This window comes from Arcanobacterium wilhelmae, from assembly GCF_029632765.1.
In the GTDB taxonomy this organism is placed as follows: Bacteria; Actinomycetota; Actinomycetes; order Actinomycetales; family Actinomycetaceae; genus Arcanobacterium; species Arcanobacterium wilhelmae.
On the sequence record NZ_CP121247.1, the window covers coordinates 1187374 to 1211701 of the forward strand.

The 24328-nt window shown below is 61.1% G+C and carries 21 protein-coding genes, 1 tRNA gene and 1 other RNA gene; 13 read left to right on the plus strand and 10 right to left on the minus strand.

The genetic code is table 11. The features are described 5' to 3' along the window. Nucleotides 1-33 precede the first annotated feature (33 nt). Nucleotides 34-486 carry a hypothetical protein gene (locus tag P8A24_RS05315; protein WP_278057587.1) on the minus strand — a complete coding sequence of 151 codons (453 nt, stop codon included), beginning with the start codon at nt 484-486 and terminating at the stop codon, nt 34-36. Nucleotides 487-580: 94 nt separating this feature from the next. On the opposite strand from P8A24_RS05315, the gene P8A24_RS05320 reads away from it, so the two are divergent. The 3 genes from P8A24_RS05320 to glnA are packed head-to-tail and all read left to right on the plus strand — an operon-like array spanning nt 581 to nt 3947. After that, complete coding sequence (locus P8A24_RS05320; protein ID WP_341276045.1) at nt 581-1771, plus strand: MFS transporter; 1191 nt, start codon at nt 581-583, stop codon at nt 1769-1771. Nucleotides 1772-1800: 29 nt separating this feature from the next. Then, nucleotides 1801-2493: a DUF4191 domain-containing protein gene (locus P8A24_RS05325; protein WP_278057589.1), complete on the plus strand. Its 693-nt coding sequence runs from the start codon at nt 1801-1803 to the stop codon at nt 2491-2493. Nucleotides 2494-2522: 29 nt separating this feature from the next. Then, nucleotides 2523-3947, plus strand: coding sequence for a type I glutamate--ammonia ligase (gene glnA, locus P8A24_RS05330; protein ID WP_278057590.1), 1425 nt, complete (start codon nt 2523-2525; stop codon nt 3945-3947). A 135-nt stretch (nt 3948-4082) separates the two neighbouring features. Here glnA and P8A24_RS05335 read toward each other — a convergent pair whose 3' ends face one another. The 3 genes from P8A24_RS05335 to P8A24_RS05345 are packed head-to-tail and all read right to left on the minus strand — an operon-like array spanning nt 4083 to nt 8883. Beyond that, nucleotides 4083-4694 (minus strand): histidine phosphatase family protein, encoded by a 612-nt coding sequence (locus P8A24_RS05335; RefSeq protein ID WP_278057591.1) that lies wholly within the window; start codon nt 4692-4694, stop codon nt 4083-4085. Then, nucleotides 4694-7546: a bifunctional [glutamine synthetase] adenylyltransferase/[glutamine synthetase]-adenylyl-L-tyrosine phosphorylase gene (locus P8A24_RS05340; protein WP_278057592.1), complete on the minus strand. Its 2853-nt coding sequence runs from the start codon at nt 7544-7546 to the stop codon at nt 4694-4696. Before P8A24_RS05340 ends, P8A24_RS05335 begins: the two co-directional genes overlap by 1 nt. Beyond that, nucleotides 7546-8883, minus strand: a complete 1338-nt coding sequence (locus P8A24_RS05345) for a glutamine synthetase family protein (protein ID WP_278057593.1) — start codon at nt 8881-8883, stop codon at nt 7546-7548. Before P8A24_RS05345 ends, P8A24_RS05340 begins: the two co-directional genes overlap by 1 nt. A gap of 88 nt (nt 8884-8971) precedes the next feature. On the opposite strand from P8A24_RS05345, the gene panB reads away from it, so the two are divergent. Continuing rightward, the gene (gene panB, locus P8A24_RS05350) at nt 8972-9766 is read left to right on the plus strand and encodes a 3-methyl-2-oxobutanoate hydroxymethyltransferase (RefSeq protein ID WP_278057594.1); all 795 of its coding nucleotides are present in this window, start codon (nt 8972-8974) and stop codon (nt 9764-9766) included. A 1-nt stretch (nt 9767) separates the two neighbouring features. Here panB and P8A24_RS05355 read toward each other — a convergent pair whose 3' ends face one another. Next, the gene (locus P8A24_RS05355; protein ID WP_278057595.1) at nt 9768-9944 is read right to left on the minus strand and encodes a hypothetical protein; all 177 of its coding nucleotides are present in this window, start codon (nt 9942-9944) and stop codon (nt 9768-9770) included. A gap of 49 nt (nt 9945-9993) precedes the next feature. On the opposite strand from P8A24_RS05355, the gene map reads away from it, so the two are divergent. After that, a complete protein-coding gene (gene map / locus P8A24_RS05360) occupies nt 9994-10902 on the plus strand; it encodes a type I methionyl aminopeptidase (protein WP_278057596.1) in 909 nt (302 codons plus the stop codon). 10 nt (nt 10903-10912) lie between these two features. After that, nucleotides 10913-11674: a polyphosphate--glucose phosphotransferase gene (gene ppgK / locus P8A24_RS05365; protein WP_278057597.1), complete on the plus strand. Its 762-nt coding sequence runs from the start codon at nt 10913-10915 to the stop codon at nt 11672-11674. A gap of 78 nt (nt 11675-11752) precedes the next feature. On the opposite strand, the gene rnpB is transcribed toward ppgK, so the two are convergent. Continuing rightward, an RNA gene (rnpB, locus tag P8A24_RS05370) (RNase P RNA component class A) lies at nt 11753-12097 on the minus strand. Between the two features lie 82 nt (nt 12098-12179). On the opposite strand from rnpB, the gene P8A24_RS05375 reads away from it, so the two are divergent. Then, nucleotides 12180-12938 (plus strand): YaaA family protein, encoded by a 759-nt coding sequence (locus tag P8A24_RS05375; protein ID WP_278057598.1) that lies wholly within the window; start codon nt 12180-12182, stop codon nt 12936-12938. Nucleotides 12939-12973: 35 nt separating this feature from the next. On the opposite strand, the gene P8A24_RS05380 is transcribed toward P8A24_RS05375, so the two are convergent. Both P8A24_RS05380 and P8A24_RS05385 read right to left on the minus strand, forming a co-directional pair. Further along, a complete protein-coding gene (locus tag P8A24_RS05380) occupies nt 12974-13708 on the minus strand; it encodes a zinc ribbon domain-containing protein (protein ID WP_278057599.1) in 735 nt (244 codons plus the stop codon). Between the two features lie 12 nt (nt 13709-13720). After that, nucleotides 13721-14515, minus strand: a complete 795-nt coding sequence (locus P8A24_RS05385; RefSeq protein WP_278057600.1) for a Nif3-like dinuclear metal center hexameric protein — start codon at nt 14513-14515, stop codon at nt 13721-13723. 36 nt (nt 14516-14551) lie between these two features. Between P8A24_RS05385 and P8A24_RS05390 the strand changes: the two genes are divergently transcribed. From P8A24_RS05390 to P8A24_RS05400, 3 genes are read left to right on the plus strand one after another with little or no spacing between them, the layout of a single operon-like run. Beyond that, nucleotides 14552-14944 (plus strand): fluoride efflux transporter FluC, encoded by a 393-nt coding sequence (locus tag P8A24_RS05390; RefSeq protein WP_278057601.1) that lies wholly within the window; start codon nt 14552-14554, stop codon nt 14942-14944. Beyond that, nucleotides 14941-15309, plus strand: coding sequence for a fluoride efflux transporter FluC (locus P8A24_RS05395; RefSeq protein WP_278057602.1), 369 nt, complete (start codon nt 14941-14943; stop codon nt 15307-15309). Before P8A24_RS05390 ends, P8A24_RS05395 begins: the two co-directional genes overlap by 4 nt. Before the next feature lie 43 nt (nt 15310-15352). Further along, nucleotides 15353-16804 (plus strand): amino acid permease, encoded by a 1452-nt coding sequence (locus tag P8A24_RS05400; protein ID WP_278057603.1) that lies wholly within the window; start codon nt 15353-15355, stop codon nt 16802-16804. A gap of 66 nt (nt 16805-16870) precedes the next feature. Here P8A24_RS05400 and P8A24_RS05405 read toward each other — a convergent pair. Next, nucleotides 16871-16943, minus strand: a tRNA-Val gene (locus tag P8A24_RS05405). A 128-nt stretch (nt 16944-17071) separates the two neighbouring features. Continuing rightward, nucleotides 17072-17476, minus strand: a complete 405-nt coding sequence (locus tag P8A24_RS05410) for a DUF3052 domain-containing protein (protein WP_278057604.1) — start codon at nt 17474-17476, stop codon at nt 17072-17074. 274 nt (nt 17477-17750) lie between these two features. Here P8A24_RS05410 and aceE point away from each other — a divergent pair, with 274 nt between their 5' ends. The 3 genes from aceE to P8A24_RS05425 all read left to right on the plus strand — a co-directional run bounded on the left by aceE (nt 17751) and on the right by P8A24_RS05425 (nt 24263). After that, complete coding sequence (gene aceE, locus P8A24_RS05415) at nt 17751-20489, plus strand: pyruvate dehydrogenase (acetyl-transferring), homodimeric type (protein ID WP_278057605.1); 2739 nt, start codon at nt 17751-17753, stop codon at nt 20487-20489. A 232-nt stretch (nt 20490-20721) separates the two neighbouring features. Then, nucleotides 20722-22452 (plus strand): ABC transporter ATP-binding protein, encoded by a 1731-nt coding sequence (locus P8A24_RS05420; RefSeq protein ID WP_278057606.1) that lies wholly within the window; start codon nt 20722-20724, stop codon nt 22450-22452. Further along, a complete protein-coding gene (locus tag P8A24_RS05425; RefSeq protein ID WP_278057607.1) occupies nt 22449-24263 on the plus strand; it encodes an ABC transporter ATP-binding protein in 1815 nt (604 codons plus the stop codon). The genes P8A24_RS05420 and P8A24_RS05425 overlap by 4 nt, the downstream gene beginning before the upstream one ends. The last annotated feature ends 65 nt before the right edge of the window (nt 24264-24328 follow it).

Here is a 24328-nt window from a genome sequence, read left to right on the forward strand (position 1 = left end):
TGGGCTGGCAAGGAAACTTGCCAGCCCACCGGGCTATTGTGGCCGAGGCGTTTCCTTTCCACTCTCGCACGGAAACGTGCGATACATCTGCTTCGTCGCCGCATCGAACTGCCACAGAGCACAGGAATGAACCGCTTTCCCCTCGCCAGCCTCCGGCCCCGACACACCGCTCTGGATCGACTCCACCCGCCACAGCACTTCCTTGCCCACATGCACACGGTCGACGGCAGTCACCACTGTTGTAATGCCCTGCGCATTTACATTGTGATCGCGAATATAGCGTGCGAGCTTTTCGTCTGCTTCCCGCGCAGGAGAACCTGGCACACTCAACGCAAGCAATGCCTCGGCGTCGGCTTTTTTCAACGCATCATCGCGCATGCTCGCAATCTGCTGAGCCACAACTAACTCACTCGGCTCCCAACCCGTGAAAAAAGCAATCGTCCCGCCCACGGCGAGAGCCGCACCGAAGGCGAGAGTATTAGTCATCTTGTGTTCCATATGTCGATCTCATCATGTTTGCCAAAAATGACCGAAAAGTTATCCACAGGAAAGCTACAATAGGCGGGTTGAAAGGAGCAAAATGGCCGCTGGTTCTAAATTTGCGCAGTATCGCGACCTCCCCCGTCTCGCAGGAAGCGGACGTCTCATTGTGTCATTTCTTGGTAGGTTCCCCACTTCTATGGTGGTGATCGGAAATCTCACGTTGATCACCGTCACCACGGGCTCAGTTGCCACCGCATCGATCACCTCCGCGGCCCTCGCCATCGCCAACGGTATCGGCCAACCCGTCACCGGGCGCCTCTCAGACAAACTCGGGCAACGCTGGCCGCTCCTCATTGCCTCACTCCTCAACGCACTGTTTTGCGTGGTGCACGTCTACGCAGCAACCGCGGGCGCTCCGGTCTCGCTCCTTGTCGCACTCGCCGCACTCATCGGTGTGACCACAGCCCCCGTCGGAGCCCTCGCGCGCGTACGCTGGTATCACCTTGCCAAGCGCCCACCACAACTCGCTGCTGCACTCTCGTGGGAATCGATGATCGACGAGATGGGCTTCGTGCTCGGCCCCGCACTCGTGGGCATCCTTTCATCGATGATCTCCCCTTATCTACCGCTCATCATCTCCGCCACGCTCGCGGCAACATGCGGAGTGGGATTCGCACTGTCAAAGAACGCCGTCGGCCCACAAATCGATACCGCGACCGGTTCCTCCCCCTCAACAGCCGCAGTCGCGAAAGCTGTGCTGGTGTGTCTGATCGGGATGGCAGCCCTTGGCATGTTTTTCGGTTCCACCCAAACCTCCACCACTGCAGCGGCCAACGCAATGGGTAACGAATCGCTCGCTGGGCTCATCTACGCCGCACTTGGCTTCGGTTCCGCGATCACATCAATCGGCGCGGTTGCACTCCCCGACACCTTCTCACTGCGCGCACGCATCATGACGGGAGGAATTGGCCTCGCCGTTGGTGCTATCGGTTGCTCCTTCGCGCAGAATTTCTGGCAACTCGCCATTCTCATTTTCCTCACGGGCATGGCCATCGGCCCGGCCTCGGTCGCTCTCTTCACATTGGCTGGGGAGCTTTCCCCTCAGGGCGGCGATGCTCTCGCTGTCACTCTGCTCGGAGCGATTAATATTCTCGGTGTGGCAACCGCCAACGCAATCACTGGACAGCTGGTCGAAACGAACTGGATGTGGGGGTACTTCTTCACCGCGGGGTGCGGCCTACTTCTCACATTTGGGACACTTTTGAGTCCAAGCAAACAGGTTCGCTAAAGTTGGTCGAAGGAGCAGAAAGGGAACTCATGGCAAAAACGAACAAGCCGAAGAAGAAGCGTTGGTATTCCTACCTCGCCGACGCCTACCGCGTGTCAAAAAGGACATATCCGTGGACTGGCTGGGCTGTGTGGGGATCGCTCGTCGGCATCCTCACCCTCTTCATCATCCTTGCCGCCGTCACCGGCAGCTGGTTCTTCTACATTTTCACCGGCGTCGTACTGGCAGCCACCGTCGCCCTTCTCGTACTTCTTCAGCTGGTGAAAACTGCCTCCTACAAGCAAATTGATGGCATGCCTGGCGCGGCTTCCGCGGTCCTTGGCAACATTAAGCGTGGTTGGAACATCACGGAGGAGCCCGTGCGTTTCAACCCGCGTTCTCAAGATATGGTGTTCCGTGCGATTGGTCGCCCGGGCATCGTGCTCATCGGCGATGGTTCCCCATCGCAGGTGAACAAACTGATCGACGAGGAGCGTCGCGCCATCAAGCGTGTTGCGCCGTCCGCACCGATTCAGGTCATCAAAGTGGGTAACGGTGAGGATCAGGTGAAGCTTTCTCAACTCGAGAAAACCATGCGCCGCCTCCCAAAGAAGATCTCGAACCAGGAAGTTGCGGCAGTCGCCCAACGTCTTCGCGCGATCCCCACGAATGCTCTTCCCATCCCGAAGGGCATTGATCCTATGAATGCGCGCCCGAATCGCAAAGCGATGCGTGGCCGCTAAATCCCCCACTACAAGGAACGAGGAAAACCGTGTTTTCAAGCGTTGAAGAGGCCTCGGCATATATCGCCGATTCCGACATTGAGTTCGTCGATGTCCGTTTCTGTGATCTGCCAGGCGTGATGCAGCACTTCACTATTCCGGTGTCTGCTTTTGACGTTGATGCCCTCGCGGAGGGCCTGATGTTCGACGGTTCGTCGATTCGCGGATTCACGAAAATTCACGAATCAGATATGAAGCTGATTCCAGATCCCGCCACCGCCTACATCGATCCGTTCCGCAAGCGCAAGACTCTCGTCATGAACTTCGCAGTCGTCGATCCTTTCACGGGCGAGCCCTACGGCCGCGATCCGCGAAATGTTGCCAAGCGTGCTGAGGAGTATCTGAAATCCACTGGCATCGCCGACACCGTCTACATCGGTGCAGAGCCGGAGTTTTACCTCTTCGACGAGGTTCGTTTCTCGTCGGAGGTTAACCAGTCGTCGTATCACATCGATTCGACCGAGGCGTGGTGGAACACCAACCGCGAGGAAGAGGGCGGCAACCTCGGCTACAAGACCCGCGTCAAAGGTGGCTACTTCCCTGTCTCTCCGAACGATCAGATGAACGACCTGCGTGATGAAATGACAGCCAAGTGCATCGAGGTTGGTCTCGACATTGAGCGTGAGCACCACGAGGTTGGCACGGGCGGGCAGCAGGAGATCAACTACCGTTTCGGCACCTTGCTCCAGGCAGGCGACGACCTCATGAAGTTCAAGTACGTGATCAAGAACGTGGCTTTCGAGGCAGGAAAGACCGTCACTTTCATGCCGAAGCCACTGTTTGGCGATAACGGTTCGGGCATGCACACCCACCAGTCGCTGTGGAAGAATGGTGAGCCGCTCTTTGCCGATCCGAACGGCTACGGTGGCCTTTCGGATATGGCACGTTGGTACATCGGCGGCCTGCTCCATCATGCGAAGTCACTCCTTGCCTTCACGAACCCGTCGGTGAACTCGTTCCACCGCCTGGTTCCGGGCTTCGAGGCCCCAGTGAACCTTGTGTATTCGGCTCGTAACCGCTCTGCTTGCATCCGCATCCCTGTCACTGGTACGTCACCCAAGGCGAAGCGCCTGGAGTACCGCGTGCCGGATCCAAGCGCGAACCCGTACCTGTGCTTCGCCGCCCAGCTGATGGCTGGTTTGGACGGTATCAAGAACCGCATCGAGCCACCGGCTCCGATCGATAAGGATCTGTACGAGTTGCCTCCCGAGGAGCACGCTGAGATTGAGCAGCTGCCGGGTTCGCTCGAGGATGCGCTTCGTTACCTCGAAGAGGATCACGATTACCTGACTGAGGGCGATGTGTTCCCCGAAGATCTCATCGAAGCCTGGATCTCGTACAAGCGCGAGCACGAGATCGCTCCGTTGGCGCAGCGTCCACATCCGTACGAGTTCGCTCTGTACTACGATCTGTGACGAGTAGCGTGAAGTGAGGGATGGCAAGATTTTCTTGCCATCCCTCACTTTTTGTTTCCTGACGCCGGTGGTCGGCTCCCTGCGGGCGCGCAACTTTCACCCCGACGTCGACGCTCGATACCGCTCCCGACGGAGTTACTCTCCGATATATGGCTCCCCCGCCCACATGACAAGGCGGTAGCCGCTCTCGAGCGTGCCTTCCACGGTAATGATGTCGGTGTTCATCAGGCGGTGCTCGCGGAAGTAATCGATCGAGGGCGTGCCGGTTGTGACCATCACCCAAAACGGAATCACAGCGCCGTGTGCCACCAGCGCGGCAACCTCAGCACCGGTTTTCTCAATTGCGGCAATTTCGTGATCAAAGCGGGCCTTCACCTCGCGCCCTGTGGTGCCACCAGCGAGTCGAACGTCCATGTCACCGCTGACCCACTGTCCGACGACCTCCAGGTACTTGAACCCGGTTTCAGGGATCGAGGTGCCGTCCCACGCACCGGCGTCGATCTCAGCCAGGCCCGGACGCTCCACCGGCTCGATTCCAAGAGCAGCAGCGAGCGGGGCGATGGTCTGATGGGTGCGTGGCAGGTTGGACATCGATAGCGACGTGATCGGCTCTCCCGCAAGGCGCGCGGGGATACCTGCCGCTTGCTTGCGGCCAAGCTCGGTCAGATTCGCACCCGGATAGCGCGTGTCCATGATCAGTGCTTCATTGGCTTCGGTCTGTCCGTGGCGGATCAGGTGAAGTCGCATTAGTCCTCCTCAAATAGGATCTTCTCGACGACGCCACGCGCGATCCTGGCGCGGCGCAAGTATGTTTCTTCCATCTCATGACGTTCCTCGAGCGGCACTCCCATAAGCGCCGCGATGACGCCAAGTTCATCGACATCCGTGGGTAGGATATCAACCTTCGCTCCGTGGGTTCGCCCGCTGGCGAGGACGTTCGCGCCGCGCAGTGCGTCGGCCATGTTCCAGGCGCGACGCAACGCTTCGGCGTCGTCAGAGCTGAGCACGCCGCAAGCGGCGGCTGCGTCGATCGCCTCCTGCGTTCCAGTGACTCGCAACTGCGGGTATTCGTGTGCCCACCTGAGCTGGAGAAACTGGACAGCGTACTCGATGTCGAACAGGCCGCCCGGCCCGAGCTTGAGGTGCCTCCCGCGCGTGCCGCGTGGCGTGCGGTCCCGCTCAATCCGAGCCTTCATCAGCCGGATCTCCTGGACCTCGGTGGCATTCAGTTTCTTCGGGTAGCGAAGCGGATCGATCATCGCGAGGAACTCCTCAACGATCGCGTGATTACCGCCCGCGTATCGGGCTTTGAGCAGGGCCTGCCGCTCCCACGTATCGACCCATTTTGCGTAGTAATCCCGATAGCCGTCCAGGCTACGCACGAGCGCGCCGGATTTTCCTTCGGGGCGCAGATCCGCATCGATGGGCAGTGGCGGCTCAGTATCGATCGAGTTCAGCGACGCAATAAAGGCATGAGCAACGGCGTCAGCTGCCACCCGTGCGTCCTCGCCGCCACGAAACACGAACATGACGTCGGCGTCGGAGGCGTAGTTCAAATCGGAGCTACCGTACCGGCCCATCGCAATGATCCCGAATTCGACGTCGTCAGCTACTACCCTCGCGCCGCGCAACGCGGCACGCACCGCGACTTCTGCCGCGTTCGTCACGGCCCGGCGGATCTCGCGTCGGTCGATGAGCCCGAGGATGTCGGCGATTGCTGTTCGTAGCAGTTCCCGACGGCGGAGGAACCGGCCGGCGTGTGCCATGGCCTCGGGCCCTCGCCGGTCGAGAATCGCATCGAGCTCGGCCCCGAGCGCCTCGCGAGTTTTGGGCACAAGCAAGGAATCGTCGTCAAGCCAGGCGACGGATTCGGCGAAATCGCGCATCCCGTCGCGGACGAACTGCGAAGTGGACAGCAGGTGGGCCATGCGCTCGGCTGCGAGGGCCGAATCGCGCAGCAGCCGCATGAACCACGAGGTCGCGCCCAGCCCTTCGGACACAGTTCGGTAGGAGGCGAGCCCACGATCGGGCATGGGGCCGCGCGAAAACCATTCGAGCATGGCGGGAAGGATGTGTCGCTGGATCGCGGCCGTGCGGGAGAGCCCCGCAGTGAGCGCGGCGACGTTCGCCATAGCGGCTTGGGGGTTCTTGAACCCAATCGCTAAAAGACGCGCTGCGGCGGCCTCGGGTTCGAGAGCCACTTCGTCGGGAGCGAGCGCCGCCGTGACTCCCAGGAGTGGCCGGTAGTAGATCTCCTGTTGGAGGGCGCGAACTTCGGCTCGGGTCGCGTTGAAGCGTTCGTCCACATCGCCTGCGGCTCGCATCCCCATGGAGCGGGCGATCGCTCGGAGCGTCGCTTCATCGGTGGGGAGCTGGTGGGTGCGGCGCAGGCGCCGCGCCTGCGATCGGTGCTCGAGGTTTCGCAGGAACCGGTAGGCGGAATCGAGTTTGGCGGCGTGGGTGCGCGAGATGTAGCTACCGTCGCGCAGCGCGGCGATCCCGTCGAGCGTTGGGCGTACACGCAACGCGTGGTCGCCGCGCCCGTGGACCATTTGCAACAGTTGCACGGTGAACTCGACGTCGCGCAGGCTGCCCTCCCCCAGCTTGATTTCGCGGGCGCGTAGTTTGGCTGGGAGGTGTGCTTCGACTCTCTGCCGCATGGCGCGTGAGGATTCGACAAAGTTGGTGCGCGAGGCGGCGTCCCACACCAGTGGCGCGACGGCGTCGGTATACGCGCGCCCGACCTCGAGGTTCCCCGCGATTGGGCGCGCCTTCAGGAGCGCCTGGAACTCCCAGTTCTCTGCCCACTTTTTGTAGTAGGCGAGCGAGGAGGCGATTGTACGGACGACGGGCCCGTCTTTTCCTTCGGGGCGCAGTGCGAGGTCAATCTCCCACAGGGCGGGCCAGGTTCCTGGGGCGCTGATCAGAGTGGAGATTTTCCCGATCGCCTCGGTTGCTACGGCAACGTCGGAGGCGGTCGCGTCGTCGGGAAGGACGTAAGTGAGGTCGACGTCGGAGATGTAGTTGATCTCCTCTCCGCCGGTTTTCCCCATGGCGATGACGGCAAGTGACGCGGGGGCGCCGCTCGCGTGCCAGGCGGCCTCGAGTGCCCCGCCGACGACGCAGGTCAGCGCACGTGCCACCTGCGCGAACACGTCTTCCCCTGCGAGCAGGTCGGCTGCGAGCACAGCAAGCAGGCGCCGGTAATAGTGTTCGCGAATCTCGCTGGCAGGATCAGCGCCTTTCAAGGCCGCGAGCGCTGCGGCTCTTTCCCCATCGCGGGTGACGGTCTCGAGGTCAGCCGGTTCGTTGAGTGCGGAGGCGAGTTGCGGGTGAGCGACGAGCAGATCGAGGGCGCCTTGGGAGAAGCCGGCCACTGCGAGTAGGGCGTCTGATCCGGATACGAGCTGCACTCCGACGTCGGCGAGGCGAACGGCGGCAAGCAAGCCAAGGTCTGGATCAGCGACGTCGGCAAGGCGTGCAACGAGCGATGCGCGCGCCTCGTCGGACAGGTCGAGTGTTCCCAGGAGACTTTCGGCGCGCGCAGGGTCGAAGAAGCCGGCGGCGCGGAGCTCGCTTTTGAGGCTGGGTGCGCGCATCAGCGTCCGCCCATGAAGTGGCGGCGCTCAAATGGCGTGATTTGGCCGCGGTAGAGCTCCCATTCGTGGAGCTTGTTGCGGATGAAGTAGTCGAAGGCGTCTTCCCCGAGGGTGTCGGCCACGAGTGTGGAGTTCTCCATCTCGCGGAGCGCCTCATGGAGGGAGGTGGGGAGCGATTGGATTCCGAGGGCCTTGCGCTCAAGGCGGTCGAGATCAACGGCGTCGATGCCGAGCGGATCGGCGAGATCCAAGCCGCGCTCAATGCCGTCGAGACCGGCCCGCAAGATCACCGCGAACGCGAGGTATGGGTTGGCAGCGGAATCGAGTGCGCGGTATTCGATGCGGGCGCTGTTTGCCTTGCCAGGTTTGAATGCTGGCACTCGTATGAGCGCGCTTTGCACTCCCTTGCCCCAGGTAATGTATGCGGGTGCCTCGTCGCGCCCGAACAGGCGTTTGTAGGAGTTGACGTGTTGGTTGGTCACGGCCGAGATTTCGCGGGCGTGCGCGAGCACGCCCGCGATGAACTGGCGTGCGGTGATGGAGATTTGGTACTCGGCAGCCGGATCGTAGAATGCATTGCGGTTACCTTCGAACAGTGAAAAGTGCGTGTGCATGCCGTTTCCGGGCAGGCCCTCGAGAGGCTTGGGCATGAAGGAGGCGATCACGCCTTGGGAAAGTGCGATCTCTTCGAGAAGCATGCGCAAGGTCATGATCGAATCGGCCATTGTGAGCGCGTCAGAGACTCGCAGGTCGATTTCGTTTTGGCCGGGGCCGGATTCGTGGTGGGAGAAGCCGACGGCGATGCCCATTTCTTCGAGGGAGCGAACCGCGAGCGCGCGGAAATCGTGGGCAGTGGAACGGGAGACATGGTCGAAGTAGGAGCCAGAGTCGATGGGCGTGGGGATCTCGTACTCGTCCGTGACAGGGTTGAAGAGATAGAACTCGAATTCGGGGTGGGCGTAGAACGTGAATCCCATCGATGAGGCGTGTTCCATGGCGCGGCGCAGTACGCCTCGAGGGTCGCTCCTGGCGCCGGCGCCGTCGGGAGTGGAGATATCGCAGAAGAGGCGGGCAACTTTCCCTCCAGCCGAGGGCGATGGCAGGATTTGGAACGTAGCCGGATCGGGGTGCATCACCATATCGGATTCGTGAACGCGGGTGAGGCCTTCCACGGCAGAGCCATCAAACCCGATGCCTTCCTCGAAGGCACTTTCGAGTTCCGCGGGCGCAACCGCCACGGATTTGAGGGTTCCCGAGACGTCGGTGAACCACAAGCGCACGAAGCGCACATTTTCTTCCGCAACCTGCCTCAGCACATTCTCCACTTGAGTATCCATGGCGCTATTGTCTCATCTTCACTTATGGGGAAGCGAACAAAACGCGTAGACTGGGCATGGAGATGACCTCAGCAGACAAAGGAGTGACATGGCAAAGGTTCGTGCCCATCACCTTCGCGCAATGAAGGAAAATGGGGAAAAGATTACGATGCTGACCGCTTACGACGCGATTACAGCACACATCTTTGACGAAGCTGGAATCGACATGCTGTTGGTGGGTGATTCGTACGGCACCACGATGCTTGGGCACAAGTCCACGGTTCCGGTCACCATGGAGCAGATGGAGCTTGCCGTCAGTGCGGTGGCACGCGGTGTGGAGCGTGCATTCATTGTAGGCGACATGCCGTTCGGCTCGTATGAGGCGTCGAATGAGGATGCCGTGCGCAACGCCGTGCGTCTGATTAAGGCCGGGGCGAATGCCGTCAAGCTCGAGGGCGGGGAGCGTATGGCCGATCGCATCACGGCGATTACCAAGGCGGGCATCCTCGTGGTTGGGCATATCGGTTACACCCCGCAGTCGGAGAATGCGCTCGGCGGGCCACGCGTCCAGGGCCGTGGCGACGCAGCTCTAGCGATCCTCAACGATGCGCAGGCAGTGGAAGACGCCGGCGCGATCGCCGTGGTTCTCGAAATGGTTCCCTACGATATCGCCCACGAGGTCACGGAAAAGCTCAACATCCCCACGATCGGCATCGGCGCGGGCAAGCTCACCGACGGCCAGGTGCTCGTGTGGTCGGATATGGCTGGCATGCAGGAATGGACCCCGAAGTTCGTCAAGGTGTTTGGTGAGGTTGGCGCTGCGCTACGCGAGGCAACCGTGGCCTACAAGGACGCGGTGAAGAACCTCGAGTTCCCCGATCGCGCCCACGCATTCGACCACTGATTCACCACTCCGCCTCGCGAGCCTCTTCCTCGTCTTGCGCCGCCGTGCGCGCCGCAGCCGTTTCGAGAGCCGCGCGGGCGGCGTCAGCGCTCGGGTACGGGCCCATCGTTTCGGTCGAGTGCCATGGGGAAATCTCTCCTTGCGCCACCTCGTGAGTCGTAATGTTAAACCAGTACATCGTTCGCTCCTTCGCGTTCGTTGTTTCTCCTATCTTATAAGGCAGTGATATGAATCCACATCGCGCACCTCTGGGCACCTTGACCCCCGGCGTCGTTTCCCCGATGCTCACGGTTCCGGCCGAGATTGAACGCCCGGAGTACATGTTCCACGACGGCCCTGAGGTAGTCACTACCTCCGACGTGAAGGACGAGGAGACGATCGAGAAGATCCGCATTTCCTCACAGATCGCGGCCGACGCCCTGTACGAGGCAGGCGCCGCTATCCGGCCGGGAATCACCACCGACGAGCTCGACAAGATCGCGCACGAGTACATGTGTGATCACGGCGCATATCCTTCCACTCTCGGATACATGGGTTTCCCGAAGTCGCTGTGCACCTCAATCAACGAGGTGATCTGCCACGGCATTCCGGATTCTACGGTTCTCGAAGAAGGCGACATCATCAACCTTGATGTCACGGCCTACAAGAACGGCGTTCATGGTGATACGAACGCCATGTTCTATGTGGGAGAGGTCGATCCGCAGTCGGCTCTCCTGTGTGAGCGCACCTACGAGGCGATGATGCGCGGCATCAAAGCCGTCAAGCCGGGCCGCCAAATCAACGTGGTGGGCCGCGTGATCGAAAAGTATGCGAAGCGTTTCGACTACGGCGTAGTGGAGGATTTCACCGGCCACGGCGTGGGCGAGGCGTTCCATTCAGGCCTGATTGTGCCCCACTACGATTCCCCAGTCTACACCACCACCATTGAGGAAGGTATGGTGTTCACTATCGAGCCCATGCTCACGCTCGGCGAGATCGACTGGGAGCAGTGGGACGACGGCTGGACGGTTGTCACGAAGGATCGTGGCCGCACCGCCCAGTGGGAGCATACGCTTGTGGTCCGCGCCGACGGCGCCGAGATCCTCACCCTGCCCACTAAGGGCCAGGTATCCCCCGCAATGCCCACCACCAACTAGGAGAAGTCTCATGAAGAAGTACGCCATCGGCGTCGACGTCGGCGGTTCCGGTATTAAAGCCGCACCGGTCGATCTGAAAACCGGCGAGTTCGCCGCCGAACGTTACCGCATTCCAACCCCGGAAAACGCCTCCCCCGTGGAGATCGCGGGGATCATCAAAGAGCTCGTGGAACACTTCGAGCCGAAGAAGAACACGCCGGTGGGCGTGTCGTTCCCGGCGCCGATCCTGGGCGGCGTAGTGCCGTTCATCGCGAACCTTTCCCAGGAATGGGCGGGCATGAACGCGCAAGAACTGCTCGTGACGGAGCTGGGGCGCCCCGTCACAGTGATCAACGACGCCGACGCCGCCGGCTACGGCGAGGTTCGGTACGGTGCCGCGAAGGGCGCGAAAGGCACGGTTCTGGTGCTCACCCTCGGCACGGGCATCGGCTCGGCGCTCGTCAGCCACGGTCACTTGGTGCCCAACACCGAAATGGGGCATATCCTCCTTCCGAACGGCATGGAGGCCGAACATTACGCGTCGTCCGGCGTTCGCGAGAAGGAGGAGCTCGAGTACGAGGAGTGGGCGCAGCGCCTACAGGTCGTGTTCGACACCTACGAGCAGATCTTCTCCCCTGATGTGTTCATCGTGGGCGGCGGCGTGTCCAAGAAGCACAAGAAGTTTGTGCCCCTGATCGAGACTCGCGCGCCGATCATTCCGGCTGAGTTGCGTAACGCTGCAGGTATCGTGGGCGCGGCGTCACTCGCATGGGAAGCGGCGAACGAGGCGTAAGTCGCTACCGGCGCACCGGAGTCGGTAGCAAACACTCGGAGAAACAAAAATCGAGGGGCCACATGGCCCCTCGATTTTTACGTGAGCATGCCGATACGCCGGGTTCTGTACCAGCCGAAGCTGGCGGCGACCATCCATCTAGGACGCATGTTGCCACGCGCCTCAAGCAGCCCACCCGTGTGCTCAGCGGGACGCCTCAACGCACACTATTTGGCCTTGCTCCCGGTGGGGTTTACACTGCCGCGCATGTCACCACGCACGCGGTGAGCTCTTACCTCACCATTTCACCCTTACCTTGCGGCGGTTTCATTTCTGTTGCACTTTCCTGCGGGTCACCCCGAGTGGCCGTTAGCCACCACCGTTCCCTGCGGAGCCCGGACGTTCCTCGGGGGCTTGCACCCACGCGGCCGCCTGGCATGCTCGGGGATAGTTTAGCACTGTGCGACGCCGGTGCGGCGCGCCGACGCCGGTGCAGCCTGTTGCGCACCTCGCTAGACTTTTCGGTATGCAGATTTTTCTTCCGCCTTCCGAGGGCAAGACGGCTCCCGCATCCGGTGCTCCGCTCGATTTCGATTCGTTGGCCTTCCCCGAGCTCACGCCGCTTCGCCGCGAGCTCACAGCCGAGCTTGTGGAAGTTTCCGCCCGTGATGACGCACTGTCGGTGCTGAAGGTTGGGACGTCGGTGGCGCCTGAGGTGAGGCGCCAACGCGATCTGCTCTCTCTTCCCACATCCCACTCCCTTGAGGTGTATTCGGGGGTGTTGTTTTCTGCACTCGACGTTGCGAACTTCACTGATGCCGACTGGGCGCGTGCAAACGAACGCATCGTCACATTCTCTGGGCTATTCGGAATGCTCCGCCCGAGCGACCGTATCCCTGCATACCGTCTCAAGATGGGCGTGAAACTCCCTGGCGGCAACAACACGACCCGCTGGCGCAACACTCTCCGCGACGTCGGCTCCTTCGACGGCGAGCTGATCGTCGACGCCCGCTCGGGCGGCTACCAAGTATTTTCCCCCGCTCGAGCGACGATGGTGGAGGTGCGCGCTGAGCGCGTGAAAGGCGGCAAACGCGCCGTCATTTCCCACGACGCGAAGCGCTACCGCGGAGTGCTCGCCGCGGCTCTCGTGCGCGAACCGAACGCGCCGACGTCGGCGGCGGAGCTCGCCGAGTTCGCTCGCGTTCTTGTCGACGCTGGGCACGTCACGAGCGTCGAGTTACACGAGGGTAAAACGGCGCAACTGACCCTCGTCGACGAGGCCTAACCGGCCGGAAGCGTCTGGCACCGGCGTCGAAACAATCAGGCGTAGTTGGCGAGGACGACGATGGCGTCGTAGTCGTCCGAAATGTGCACGTTTTCCGGATCGCCACCCTTGATGGAGGCGGCTTCGATTGGCGAGATCTCGATCCCGCCCGAGGTGGTGCCGTTGGGGTACATGGCGATCACGCCAAACCCGCCGCGCGAACGGGAACGTTCGTAGAGTGCGACCAGCTCGCCATCGAGCGGCGCCACAAGCGCGGCTCGTTTCGTGAGCAAGTCCTCAACATCGCGGGTAATCACCTCGACGTCGGCTTCGAGCTGTGAGCGTTGCTCCACCATCTGCGTATTGAGCACCTCGAGCCGTGCACGAGCGCCCGCGAGCGCAGCTTCGGCCGCATCGACGGCCTCGAGCGCCGCAAAATCACGCTCCTCCGCCGCAGCAAGGCGCACGCGGGCGTCGTCAATCTCTTTCTGTAAGGCGAGGAGCTGGCGCGAATCCATGCCGGCGCCGCTGGTGAGTTTTGCCTCTTTATCATGGATGACCGCACTGACTTTGGCGGTGGCTGCCCCGGCCTCCTCGACTTCGGTGTTCGCGGCGGCGAGCGTCGCTTCGTGCTGGGCGATCTCGCGACCAGTGGACGCGATCTGGTTCACAGTGGCCGCAAGCTCGGTTCGCAACGGATGCGCCGAATCCTCGCGGCGAAGCTTGTTGATCTGGGAATCGAGCGCAGCCACGTCAAGGAGCGCGAGCTGGTCGGTGCGGGGAGCTTTCATCGGGGTTGCCTTTCATATTCGCAGTGTCCAAGGATCGGTGACGAGAGTGGAGACATAGGTATCAACTCCAAGCGCGGCGACATGCTCACGCATCTTGGGAAGCAGTGGCCATTCGGAGGCGAAGTGGGTGAGCCCAATGAGCGCGCAACCACCTGCCCATAAATGGTCGGTAGCCGGATGATGGCGAAGATCGGCGGTGATGTACACGTCTGCTCCCGCGTGGTTGGCATGGCTGAGGTACGAATCCCCAGAGCCCGGCGAGAGCGCCACCGTTTTCACAATCCGCTCCGGATCGCCGCCCACTGTGATGCCGGCAGGCGTTTGCGGGATCAGTGCCTTCAGCCGCTCAGCCAACTCACGCACACTCATCGTCAGGGGCAGTTCTCCCACGCGCCCAATTCCAAGCTCAGGGTGGTCTGGGTTTGGATCGAGCGGGCGCACATTCTCTAGCCCCAGCAGATCGGCCATGGCCTGGGCAGTTCCGGTGGAGGCGGCGTCGGCGTTCGTGTGAGCCGCAAGCAACCCAACGCGGGCCTGGATCAGCGACGTGACCCACGAGCCTTTCCCACCAGTCGCCGCCACGAAGGACGTACCACGCAGGTACAGCGGATGGTGGGTGATCAGCATGTGTGCACCGCGCTCGATTGCTTCGGTAACGGTGGCCTCGCACGGATCCACCGCGAAGCCTACCTTCGTCACCTCCCAGGCGGGATCGCCCACGACGAGCCCAACGCGATCCCAATCCTCGGCAAGGGCAGGCGGGTAGGCAGTTTCGATAGCATTCACGACGTCGGAAATGTGTGTCATGTCTTTAAGGTTACCAAGGCGCGTAAACTAGCGACGATGGATACCGAATCTCGAACACTTCCCGCGACGATTGTGGGCGCCGGTGGCGCGCTGGGGGCGCTGGCCCGCTACGGGATCACCCAGGCACTCCCCGGCGGCTACATCGATCTGATGGCAGTGAACGTTTCCGGAGCTTTCCTCCTTGGGCTGCTCACCTACACGCTCGCAGGAAAGGTTGCCGATCCTTCAAAGCGCAGGCGATGGCAGCTCTTCGCCGGCACCGGCGTGCTCGGCGGATTCACCACATATTCTGCGCTCGCGCTCGATACTGTTCACCTCACTCATTCCCCTGCGCTCGCGTTCGCGTACGCTGCGGGAACCGTGGTGTTGGGGGTGCTTGCCGCGTGGCTCGGCTCGCTGGCGGGCGAGCGGATCGGGGGTACCTCGTGATTCCCCTGCTCCTGGCGCTCGCCGCCGCCGTCGGCGCAGCTTCCCGCTTCGTCATCGACGATGCGCTTTCCTCCCCCGATTCGCACCTGCCGCGTGGCACGTGGACCGTAAACGTTGTCGGTTCGCTCGCGCTCGGCCTGTTCGCTGGCGCTGCCGACGTCGGTGCGCTTTCTGCGTCAGGGCTGACGATCCTCGGCACAGGGTTTTGCGGCGGATTCACCACGTTCTCCACCGCCTCACTCGACTCGGTGAAGTTGGCGCGCCGCGACCTGGGGTGGATCGCCGCCGTCAACAGCGCTGGTATGATCGTTGTCTGTGTTGCCGCGGCTGCGCTTGGCTTCGCCATCGCGAGCCGCGTTTGTTGAGCCTGAGCGCTCCAAACACTGGCACAAAACGTAAGGAGTAAGTGTGGAGTTACAACGAAGCCTGTCGAATCGTCACGTCCAGCTGATTGCCATCGGCGGCGCGATCGGAACCGGCCTGTTCATGGGCTCAGGTAAAACCATCTCAACCGCCGGTCCGTCCGTATTACTGGTTTACGCGATCATCGGGTTCGTGTTGTTCTTCATCATGCGAGCCATGGGCGAACTCTTGCTCTCCCGGGGCGGCTACCATACTTTTTCCGATTTCATCGCCGATATTCTCGGACCCACCGCTGGCTTCGTGGTGGGCTGGACGTACTGGCTATGCTGGATTGTCACTGCTACCGCAGAGGTGATCGCCGTTGCCGGCTACACGCAGTTTTGGTGGCCGAACCTGCCGCTGTGGATCCCTGCACTCATCATGGTGGGGATGATCTTTCTCCTGAACTCCCTCACTGTGAAGGCCTTTGGCGAAACCGAGTTTTGGTTCTCACTGGTGAAGATTGTGGCGATCATTGCGCTGATCATCTTGGGCTTCGCACTCGCGTTTTCTCACTTCACCTCCCCCAGCGGTATCCAGGCCGGGCTGTCGAACCTGTGGCTCGATTCGAAGGGGAACGTCGATATTTTCCCGCACGGAGCGAGCGGCTTCTTCGGCGGCTTCCAGCTCGCGATCTTCTCGTTTATCGGCATTGAGCTGGTAGGCACGACGGCGGGCGAGGCGAAAGACCCTGAGGTCACCTTACCCAAGGCGATCAACTCGATCCCGGTGCGCATCTTGTTGTTCTATGTTCTCGCGCTCGGCGCGATCATGATGGTCACGCCGTGGAATGAGGTCGATCCCCAGCTCTCCCCCTTTGTCAATCTCTTCTCGCTGGTGGGTATTACCACGGCGGCGTCCGTGGTGAACTTCGTTGTGATCACTTCCGCCGCTTCGTCCTGTAACTCGGGCGTCTATTCAACTTCGCGCATGGCGTACTCTCTGGCGCGTAACGGCCAAGCTCCCGCAGGGCTCGCAGATCTTTCCGGTCGCTATATCCCGGAAAAATCACTGATGATCTCGTGCGCAATTCTTTTGACTTCGATCCCGCTGATGGCCACCGGCGGCACGATTATGGACGTGTTCACCATGGTCACGTCCGTCTCTTCTCTGCTGTTCATCTTCGTGTGGGTGATGATCGTGTGGTCCTACCTGGTCTACCGTGTTCGGCGCCCGGCCGAGCATGCCTCGTCGTCGTTTACCCTGCCAGGCGGGCGTGTGAGCGCCTGGAGCGTGCTCATCTTCGTCGCATTCCTCCTCGTTATCCTCGCGCAAGACAAACTCACGCTGTGGGCATTGATCTTCTCCCTCGTCTGGATCGGCGCAATCTGGGGCGTTGCAACGCTCGTCATGCGCTCCGGCGTCGGCGCGGCGGTGCTTGCCAAGCATCATGAGAAAGTGGCCGCTGAAAAGGAAACCGCGGCTGCATATCGTGCAACTCTCGCCCACAATAAGTAATCGGTGGGCACAGACCGCAACAGGCCAAAAAGGTTGGGTTGGCAAATGCCAACCCAACCTTTTTCGTGGACCCTACCGGGCTCGAACCGATGACCTACGCGGTGTAAACGCGTTGCTCTACCAACTGAGCTAAGAGTCCGTGAACGAGTTTACGGGACTCACACAATTCGCGGTAGCCGGGGCAGAAAAAGTGACCTATCTGGCTCACTCCTCCACTGGCGTCGGCAGTCAAAACGACACCTCGGCGCGTTCTGCACTCAAGCGAGCTCACTTCCCGCGAGCAGAAATCCGATAGAGCATCCATTCAGATTCAAGGCCAAGCGGAGAGGTGACATTCATGCCCGCGCTGCGCGCCGCCTCATCAACGTCAGTAGCATTCACGTGCCCACTGACGCCACGAGCCGGAATCGCCAACCAGATGATCGAGGCACCCTCGAGGGAAGCGGCGCAATCGACGAGATAGTCGGTCAGATCGTCCGTATCGCCATCCTCACTGCGCCACCATGCCAAAACCGAATCCGCAACGCCCGTGTAATCCTCATCCTCCATCTGCGAGCCAATGGCATCCTCAATGGAATCACGAAGATCGAAATCGACATCCTCGTCGTAACCAAACTCCTGAACAATCACACCCGACGCAAAACCCAAATCGAGTGCAGTGGTTGCTGACACGCTCGTCATCCTTCCAGTACTAAACGGACACCTCATTTTAAATACTCCGAAAGGATTCGTGCGAGGTGAACCGAAAAATCCCCCTCGAACGCGCTGGTGCGACAGTGTAAGCCGCGCCCCGGCGCAGGGCCTGAAGTCCCGCATTAAGTGACCCTTATCCCACAACGATTTACGCAATTAGGTGGGGCTTAAGGCCTGGAAACGGTACATTAGATACCAGTGCACCGGGGCACGCGTCCGGGTGCGACGGCAAGAAAACACAAGGGAGATAAACGTGAGTGAATCATTGGACAGGCCAACCATTGATGGCCTCCTCAACCAGGTTCCCGATTCCGATCGCGAGGAGACCCGCGAATGGCTGGAGTCTCTGGATGGGCTGATCGACGCCAACGGCGGTGAGCGAGCAAGCTTCATTCTCAACGAACTGAAGGCACGCGCGGCTTCGCGCGGAGTTTCCACCACCGAGAGCTTTTCCACCCCGTACGTCAACACCATCCCCGTTGAGGACGAGCCAGAGTACCCCGGCAACGAAGAACTCGAGCGCCAGTTCCGCACGTGGACCCGGTGGAACGCGGCTGTCATGGTGACCCGCCAGCAGCGCGATCCAATCCACGTCGGAGGCCACATTTCGTCCTTCGCGGCTCAAGCCACCCTTTACGACGTCGGACTGAACCATTTCTTCCGCGGTAAGGACGCCGAGGATGGCGGCGATCAGATTTTCTGGCAGGGCCATTCCTCGCCAGGTAACTACTCGCGCGCATTCGTTGAGGGCCGCCTGTCTGAGGCTGATCTCGATTCGTTCCGTCAGCAGGCCTCGCGCTTCTCGGGCGGCCGTGGCATGCCGTCATACCCTCACCCGCGCCAGATGGACGACTTCTGGGAGTTCCCCACCGTCTCGCTCGGCCTGGGCCCGATTTCGGCGATCTACCAGGCGTGGTTCAACCGCTACATGCTTGAGCGCGGCATCAAGGACACCTCGAAGCAGCACGTGTGGGCGTTCATGGGCGATGGTGAGATGGACGAGCCCGAATCTCGAGGCCTGATCCACTTCGCTTCGTACCAGAAGCTCAACAACTTGACCTTCGTCATTTCCGCAAACCTTCAGCGCCTCGACGGCCCGGTGCGCGGCAATGGCAAGATTGTCCAGGAACTGGAGGCCGAATTCCGCGGCGCCGGTTGGAACGTCATCAAGGTTCTGTGGGGCCGTGAGTGGGATGAGCTGTTCGCCAAGGATAAGGACGGCGCCCTCACCTCCCTCATGGACAACACCCTCGACGGCGATTTCCAGACGTATTCAGCAAACGACGGCGGCTACTTCCGTGAGAACTTCTTCGGACGCGATCCGCGCACGAAGGCTCTCGTTTCTGGCCTGAGCGACGATCAGATCTTCGGTCTGCGCCGCGGCGGCCACGATTCTAAGAAGATCTACGCCGCATACAAGCGTGCGATGGAATCCACTGATAAGCCCACTGTGATCATCGCTCAGACAGTCAAGGGCTACGAGCTCGGCTCGAACTTCACAGCTCGTAACGGCACGCACCAGATGAAGAAGCTCAACGCGATGGATCTGCATGGCCTTCGCGAGACCCTCGGCCTGACAGACATCCCGGAGTCGGCTCTCGAGGATCCGTTCAACGCTCCGTACTACACCCCCGATCACAATTCGGAGGCATGGAAGTACGTCATGGATCGCCGCGCAGCTCTGGGTGGTCCGCTCCCGAAGCGCGCCGCTCTGGTCGGTGGCGTCGAGCTTCCCGATGCAAAGCACTATGACGTGTTGAAGAAGGGCTCCGGCAAGCAGGAAGTCGCCACCACGATGGCGTTCGTCCGCCTGCTCAAGGAGCTGATGCGAGACAAGAAGTTCGGCCACCGTTTCGTGCCGATCATTCCTGACGAGGCACGTACCTTCGGTATGGAGGCAATGTTCCCTACCGCGAAGATCTTTAACACCCTTGGCCAGGAGTACACGGCCGTGGATCACGACATGTTGCTCTCCTACAAGGAGTCCACTAAGGGTCAGATCATGCACACGGGCATCACAGAGGCTGGCTCGGTTGCCGCCTTCCAGGCCGCGGGCACGTCGTACTCCACACATCAGTACCCGATGGTTCCGGTGTACATCTTCTACTCGATGTTCGGTTTCCAGCGCACAGGCGATCAGTTCTGGGCCGCCGGCGATCAGCTCACTCGCGGATTCATTCTCGGTGCAACCGCCGGCCGTACCACCCTCACGGGTGAGGGCTTGCAGCACATGGACGGCAACTCGCAGGTGCTTGCCTCGACGAACAAGGCGATGGTCTCCTACGATCCTGCATACGCTTACGAAATCCGCCACATTGTCAAGGACGGCATCGAGCGCATGTACGGCGACGGCAGCGATGGCCGCGATCAGAACGTCATGTACTACCTGACGGTGTACAACGAGCCGATCCACCAGCCGGCTGAGCCGGAGGATGTGGACGTTGAGGGCATCCTGCGCGGCATCCACAAGATCGATTCGGCCGAGGGCAATGGCCCGCGCGTGAACCTCCTTGCCTCGGGCGTTGGCGTTCCGTGGGCGCGCGAAGCTCGCGAGTGGCTGAAGAACGACTGGGGCGTGGACGCGAACGTCTTCTCCGTGACGTCGTGGTACGAGCTGCGCCGTGATGGCCTTGAGGCCGACGAGCACAACTTCCTTCACCCGGAGGAAGAGCCGCGCGAGGCGTACGTGCATGCGAAGCTCAAGGGCGAAACCGGTCCGTTCATCGCGACGTCCGATTTCGACAAGCAGACGCAGGATTCGATCCGCCCGTGGATGCCTGGCGATTACTACGTGCTGGGCGCCGATGGCTTCGGTATTTCGGATATGCGCCGCGCAGCTCGCCGCCACTTCTTCATCGATTCCGCCTCGATGGTAGTCCGTGCACTCCAGGCGCTGGCCGATCGCGGCGAGATCGATCGCAGCAAGGTCGGCGAAGCAATCGCGAAGTACGATCTGTTCAACCCGCAGGCAGGTACCTCTGGCAAGGAGTGATCGTCTGACTCGTTGAATGTGTGGTCGGGGCTGGATTTTCCGGTCCCGACCACACATTTTTCGTTGCACGGCACTTGGTGGAGGTTCAATGAGATTGTTCGCTTTCGTCAAAATTTTGATTACATCTAGTGCCGAAAGTGTCGCGCCGGGAGTAGTCTTTACCGGAATAACTTTCGTGAATTGAGGAAACGTGACTCTAGTGAGGATTACGCGGCGCTTTTTGGACGGCCGCATGCACCTCGTAGCGGCGATCGCGGCGCTGCAGCTCGTACAGATCCTGTTCAGCTTGTGGCTACCGTCGATCAACGCCACGATTATTGACGACGGCGTACTCACCGGCAATACGTCGCTGATTTGGGCTCAGGGCTCCCTCATGCTTGTGATTTCGCTGTTGCAAATCACGGCAATGGCAGGTGCGATCTATTTGGGCTCGAAAACTGCAATGTCATTCGGGCGAGAACTTCGCCGAGGCGTCTTCTCCCACGTTCAGTCGTTCTCCGCCACAGACGCCCACCGTTACGGTGCTCCGTCGCTGATCACGCGCGCCACGAATGACATTCAGCAGATCCAGATGGTCATCCTTTTGACTTTTACGATCATGGTGATGGCCCCGATCATGGGCGTCGGCGGCGTGGTCATGGCTGTGCGGCAAGATGCGAAACTGGCATGGGTACTCGCAATCGCAGTGCCAGTCCTCTTCGCGATTATCGGCACAGTGATGTACAACCTTATTCCCACCTACAAGGTACTTCAGGAGCGTATCGACGCGATCAACACACGCCTGCGCGAGCAGCTCACCGGTGTGCGTGTGATCCGCGCGTTCGTGCGCCAGCGTTCCGAGCGCACCAAATTCGAACAGGCCAACAGCGAACTGCGCTCCACCTGGCTGAAAATCGGCTTGCTCTGGGCTGTGCTGATCCCAGCGTCGCAGCTTGTGGTGGGCTTGAGCTCGATCGCCGTGGTCTGGTTCGGAGGTCACCGGATCGCGGACGGGCAGATGCAGATCGGCTCGCTGACCGCCTACATTTCGTATCTGATGATGATCCTCATGTCGGTGATGATGAGCGGCATGATGGCGATGCTCCTCCCGCGCGGCGAGGTTTCTGCAAAGCGCGTCAGTGAGATCCTGGAAACCACGCCGTCGATCGCGGCACCCACCACCCCCACCCGCCTGCCGACCGAACCGCTCACGTTCGAGTTCGACCATGTGTCACTCCAGTATCCGGGCGCATCGGCGCCCGTCTTCCACGATGTCTCGCTCGCCGTCTCCCCCGGCAAAACGCTCGGGATCATCGGCTCAACAGGCTCGGGAAAAACGTCGCTGCTGCGGCTCTTCCCTCGCCTGATCGACGTCACGGCCGGCGAGGTCCGCGCAGGCGGGATTCCCGTCCGTGAGCTGGACCCAGCTGAGCTCCGTAGCCGTATCGCAGTCATTCCACAGAAGGCATTCCTCTTCACGGGAACTGTTGCGTCAAACGTTGCGGGCCATGTCCGCGCCGGCGGGGCTTACGACGCCGAACGCGTCACGACTGCGTTGAAAGCGGCGGATGCGTGGGAGTTCGTCTCCAAGCTCGACGACGGGCTCGACGCGAAGGTTGAATCGGGTGGCAAGAACTTTTCCGGTGGCCAGCGCCAACGCCTGACGATTGCGCGAGCGATCTACAAGGCACTCCCGGGTGCTGATGGGCGGCCTGGCGCTGATCTGATTGTGTTCGATGATTCGTTCTCGGCACTCGACTATGCCACCGATGCCCGCTTGCGCGCAGGACTTCCCCGCTACCTCGGCAACGTGGCAGTGGTGATCGTGGCGGCTCGCGTCTCCACCATCCGCCACGCGGACGAGATTATCGTTCTCGACGACGGCGGCGTGGTTGGCCGCGGAACGCACGAGGAGCTCAATGCCACGTGCGGCGTGTACCAGGAGATCGTTGATTCGCAGATGAGCACTGAGGAGGCAGCATGAGAGGCGGACGTGGAGCGGCGGCTCCGGATGCGAAGGCTCGCGACGCCGTCGGCGCCCTCAAGCGCCTCGCTCGCATGCTCGGAAACGAAAAACTGCGTATCATCGCGCTCTCGATTCTCGTTCTTCTTTCGGTGATCGGCCAAGTGGCCGCCCCAGTGATACTTGGGCGCGGCACGGATATCGTGGTGGACGGGATGAAAGCCGGGAGCGTGGATTTCGGCGCGCTGGGCTACACGCTCTCGCTGGTGGCAGCGCTGTACGCTTTCTCAGCCATGACGAACTTCGTGGGAGGCGCGCTGATTCGCGTGACGATCCAGAACATGGGCAAGCGTCTGCGTGCAGCGGCTCAAGAGAAGATCGATCGGCTTTCGCTGAAGTGGATCGACGGCCAACAGCGCGGCGATCTGCTCTCGCGAGTCACGAACGACATCGACAACATCACCCAGACGTTGATGCAGACGTTCAACAACCTGCTCTCCTCGATCTTCACGTTGATCGGGATTCTGGCGATCATGTTTTCGCTCTCGTGGTCGCTCTCACTGGCAGCCCTCGCTGTGTATCCGCTCGGCATGGTCGCCACGATCGTCATCATTAAGCGGGCGAAGCCTCAGTTCACCAAGCAGTGGCACACCATGGGCGATGTGTCGGCAATCGTCGAGGAATCTTTCACGGGCGCAGACGTCGTCACCTCTTTCAACCTGCAGGAGCAGTTCGAGGAGGTGTTTGCCGAGTCGAACGAGAAGCTGTTCCAGGCGAGCTTCCGCGGCCAAGCGCTCTCCCAGCTTACGCAGCCAGTAATGGGCTTCGTCTCCAACCTGTCGTTCGTCGTCGTCGCCGTGTATGGAGGTTTCCAGGTGCTCACGGGCCAGGTGACCATCGGCGGAATCCAGGCGCTCATCCAGTACACGCGCCAGTTGAACCAGCCGGTGGCGCAGGTGGCGTCGATGGCGAACCTGTTGCAGTCGGGCGCGGCATCCGGGGAGCGCATCTTCGACTTCCTCGATACGCCCGAGATGGAGGCCGACGCCGACACGACGTACGCCGACGTCGTCTCGGAGGAATCACGCAAGGGCGAGATCGCCTTCCGCGACGTCCACTTCGGCTACGAGCCAGGAAAGCCCGTGATTCGCGGGCTGAACCTCGAGGTTCACCCTGGCCAGCAGGTGGCGATCGTCGGGCCGACGGGCGCCGGGAAGACAACCATGGTGAACCTCCTGATGCGCTTCTACGAGATCGAATCGGGCGAGATCACGATCGACGGCGTCTCCACGCGCGAGTTTTCGAAAGATTCGCTGCGCGAACGGATCGGTATGGTTTTGCAAGATACGTGGCTGTTCGAGGGAACGATTGAGGAAAACATTGCCTACGGGCGCGAGGGCGCTACCCACGCCGACGTCGTCGCCGCGGCTCGCGCAACCGGCGTCGACCGCCTCGTCGCGCAGCTCCCGGACGGCTACGACACCCGCATCGACGACGAGGGGAACAATATTTCCGCCGGCGAGAAGCAGCTGATTACGATCGCCCGCGCCTATATTTCCGATCCGTCGGTACTGATCCTGGACGAGGCGACCTCAAGCGTCGATACGCGCACCGAGATGCTCGTCCAGAAGGCGATGAACGAGCTACGCGTGGGGCGGACATCGTTCGTGATCGCGCATCGCCTCTCGACGATCCGCGATGCGGATATGATCATCGTGATGGTCGACGGCGACGTGGTGGAAATGGGCGACCACGAGGCTCTGTTGGAGGCCAGGGGTGCCTACTACGATCTCTACCAGTCCCAGTTCTCCGGGCCCGCAGACAGCGAATAATCGCAACACGTGGCAGGAGCTGGGGCGCGATGCCCCAGCTCCTGCCACGTGAATATGCAAATGAA